This is a genomic window from Alienimonas sp. DA493 (assembly GCF_043951915.1).
GTDB lineage: Bacteria > Planctomycetota > Planctomycetia > Planctomycetales > Planctomycetaceae > Alienimonas.
Window position 1 is genome coordinate 1 of sequence record NZ_JBINJD010000272.1, and the last position, 3,196, is coordinate 3,196.

Annotated in this window: 3 protein-coding genes; all 3 read right to left on the reverse strand. The window is 71.8% G+C overall.

Annotated features, from left to right (window positions below):
• Window positions 1–47 precede the first annotated feature (47 nt).
• A complete protein-coding gene (locus ACG2DA_RS22190; protein ID WP_395258799.1) occupies window positions 48–2,327 on the reverse strand; it encodes a prenyltransferase/squalene oxidase repeat-containing protein in 2,280 nt (759 codons plus the stop codon).
• A complete protein-coding gene (locus tag ACG2DA_RS22195; RefSeq protein WP_395258801.1) occupies window positions 2,324–2,788 on the reverse strand; it encodes an ExbD/TolR family protein in 465 nt (154 codons plus the stop codon). The genes ACG2DA_RS22190 and ACG2DA_RS22195 overlap by 4 nt, the downstream gene beginning before the upstream one ends.
• A gap of 98 nt (window positions 2,789–2,886) precedes the next feature.
• Window positions 2,887–3,126, reverse strand: coding sequence for an RNA-binding S4 domain-containing protein (locus tag ACG2DA_RS22200; RefSeq protein ID WP_395258803.1), 240 nt, complete (start codon window positions 3,124–3,126; stop codon window positions 2,887–2,889).
• Between the last annotated feature and the right edge of the window lie 70 nt (window positions 3,127–3,196).

Below are 3,196 nucleotides of genomic sequence, written 5' to 3' on the forward strand. Positions count from 1 at the left end.
GGATGCCGCCGCTACGGGGCATCGCGTTCTGCTCTCGCGGCCGGAGGTTAATCCGCGCGGCCGTCCATCGCCGCGGCGCCGCCGCTGGCGGGGCTGAAGCGGTAATAGACCTCCAGGCAGAGCGTCGCCATCGCCGTGCTATAGAGCATCCCGCCGTATTCGGTGTAGTTGTGCCGCATCGGCCGCACCGGCCAGGCCCCCGCCTGCGGGCCCTCCTGATATTGCTCTTCCAGCAGGAGTTCCCGCAGGTTTTGGTTCCAACGCTCCCACTCCGGCCCGCCGTGGTGGTGCAGGGCGAGGCTGGCGTAATACCAATGATAAAGATTCCACGTCCGCAGCTCCGGCTGGAAGCGGTCGAGATAGGTCACCGCCTGCTTCGCCGCGGGCTGATCGCGGCGCAGACCGAGAATCTGCTTGCAGAACAGGGCCTCGGCGGTCATCGACGGCTTCACCGCGTGGCCTTCCTCCCGCTTATAACGGGCCAGTCCGCCGTAGGGATATTGGACCAGCTCGCCGTCGGCGTTCACGGTCTCGCTGCGGTCCCGCAGGAAGCCGATCATGCGGGCCCGCGTCTCCGGCGGGGTGGGCACGCCCGCGTTCTCGGCGCTTTTCAGGGCCATGCACTGCCAACCGAACATGCTCATATCGCCCACCCGCACCCGCTGGGAGTAGCGCCACCCGCCGTCGGGATATTGCTCCGCGACGATGAAGGCCACCGCCTTCTCCACCGCCCGCCGCAGGGCGGGGTCGGGCCGGTTCCCCTCCAGCGCCAGGGCCTCGGCGAGGGCGTAGGTGGCGATGCCGTGCGAGTACATCCGGGCGTAATAATTCGCGTCGCCGGCGAGGGAGCCGTCCTCCTTCTGCTGGGCGACGAGCCACCGCACCGCTTTATCGACCGCGGGCGCGTACTTTCCCCCGGTCCGGGTGTAGCCGGCGCCGAGGTAGGTGAGCGTCACCAGTCCCGTCAGCCCGGCGTCGGCGTTGCGGCCGGTGTTGCGTTTGTCCGGATCGGGCTCGGCGACGGGATCGTTGTCGGAGCCGCTGCCGGCGCCGTGCTCCGAGGCGTCCCAGTACCCGGCCGCCTCCTGGGACCGGGCGAACCAGGCCAGCGCCGCCTCGACCGCCTCCTCGGATTCCGTCGTGCCGCCGTACTGCTTGGCGATCTCCGACCGCCGCGAGAGATCCCGCAGCCGGTAGGCGTCCGGCACGCCCGGCGCCTGCGGGCCGTCCGTCGCGGTGACCACCGCCTGCGGTCCCTCGTCGAGCCGATCGCCGGGGTCGGGGCGGGGGAGCAGATCGGTCCGCCGTTCCGACAGGCCCGTCGCGGCGAGCGGATCGAGCGGCTCCATCGGGAGCGCCGGCCGCGTCCGCCGCGGCGTCGGCGTGGCAAGATCGGCCAACGACGGGGCCGTCATCCGCTCCGGGCCGTCGGCTTCGAGCGACTCCGGAATCTCCGGGGGACCTGGCGCGTCCGGCAGTTGCGGCAGGGGCAGGGCGGAGGCGAGGTCCGGCGCCGCGGGGTCGACCGGGGAGTCGATCTCCGTCGGCTGCGGCCCGTCCTCGTCGGGACGGCGGGGCAGTTCGGGCACGGGCGTCGCCCGCTCCGTCAGCGACATCTCGGCCGCGAACGGATCCGGGGCGGGCCGCTCCCGGCGGGGAATCGGCTGGAACGTCGCGTCCGCCGACGGCAGCGTCCGGCGGGTCAGGGGGCGGGGGTCGGGGACCGATTCAGGCGACGCCGCGATCGGAGCCTCCACCGGCGCCGGCCGATCCGGGGACAATTCGAGGTCCGACATCGGCGGCGCCGGGACGACGTCCGGGCGGTCGGGCGCGGGGAGCGGCTGCGGCGCCCGCTCGGCGGTCTCCAGCGGCGTCGTGAAGTCGGCCGGACGGTCCGCGGGGCGGTCGCGGTTCCGCTCGATCTCCTCGGGCACGCTCCTCGGCAGGTCCGACCGACTGAGGGCCCGGGGCGACGCGGGTTCGAGACTTCGCCACGGCTCCGGCACGCGATCGGCCTCGGGGGCTTCCGCGGCGTCCAACCGCAGCGAACCGACCTGGAATCGACGGTTCGGCTCCGCCCGCCGATCGCCGGTCTCGCCGAGCATCCGGTCGATCGAAGGCTTCGCGGCGACGACCGCGCACAGCAGGGCCACGTGACAGACCACGCTGAACAGAAAACTCTTCGTTCCCGTCCCGCGGTCCCCCCAGCCGGTGGAGAGCATCGACGCCAAGTGCCCCGCCGCCAGCAGCAGCGAGCCGATCAGCAGTCCCCACCAGACGGGGAGGGACAGTTCCGGCAGCAGGGCGACGGGGGGGACGAGGCTCAAGGCGTCGGCCCCGCTTCCGTCTGCACGGGAACGGCCGCGGCGGCGTCGCCCCGCACCGGATCCACGGCGAGGGAGAGGTTCGTCAGCCCGGCCTGGTTCACGGCGTCCATCACGGTGACGACGTGCTGATACGCGCCGGAGGCGTCGCCCCGCACGACCACGACCTGATCCGGATAGACTTCGGCGAACTCGGCGAGGCGTTCCCGCAGCCGCTCGATGCTCAACGGCTCTCCGAGCAGGGTGAGCTGCCCCTCCGGGCCCACGTTCACGACCAACTCGTCCGGCTGCCCGGTCATCGGCTCCGGCGCCGCTGCGGCGGTGGGGAGATCGATTTCGAAGCTGTTCTCGTTCTGGGTGAACCGGGTTCCGACCAGAAAGAAAATCAGCAGCAAAAACAGGACGTCGACGAGCGGCGTGAGGTTCAACGCCGGTTCGTCAGCGGCGTCGACCTGCAGCGGCACGGCGGATCCTGGAGAGAGGGGGACGACGGACCGTCAGTGTCGGCGCGGCCCGGCAGCCGGACAAGGGCGGATCGACGGTCCGCCGTCGTTCTTGGGCCTCAGGCGTCGGCCGGGGCCGCAATCTCGAATTCCTCCCCGCCGACCGAGACGACCGCCCCCGGCGCGAGCTTGCGCCGGCGCCGCGTCTCGAGGACGCCGTCCACCAGCACGGCCCCGGACTGGATGAGCACCTTCGCCTGCCCCCCGGTCCCGGCCACGCCGGCCAACTGGAGGAACTGATCAAGGCGAACGGTCGGAACGTCGTCGCCGGACGGCGGGGTCGCGTCAGGTTCGGACATGGGTCGAAGTCGGCGGAAAGGGGGAGGAGTGCGTGCGGAGACAGAGGCACAAAAAAACCGCGGCCGCGTC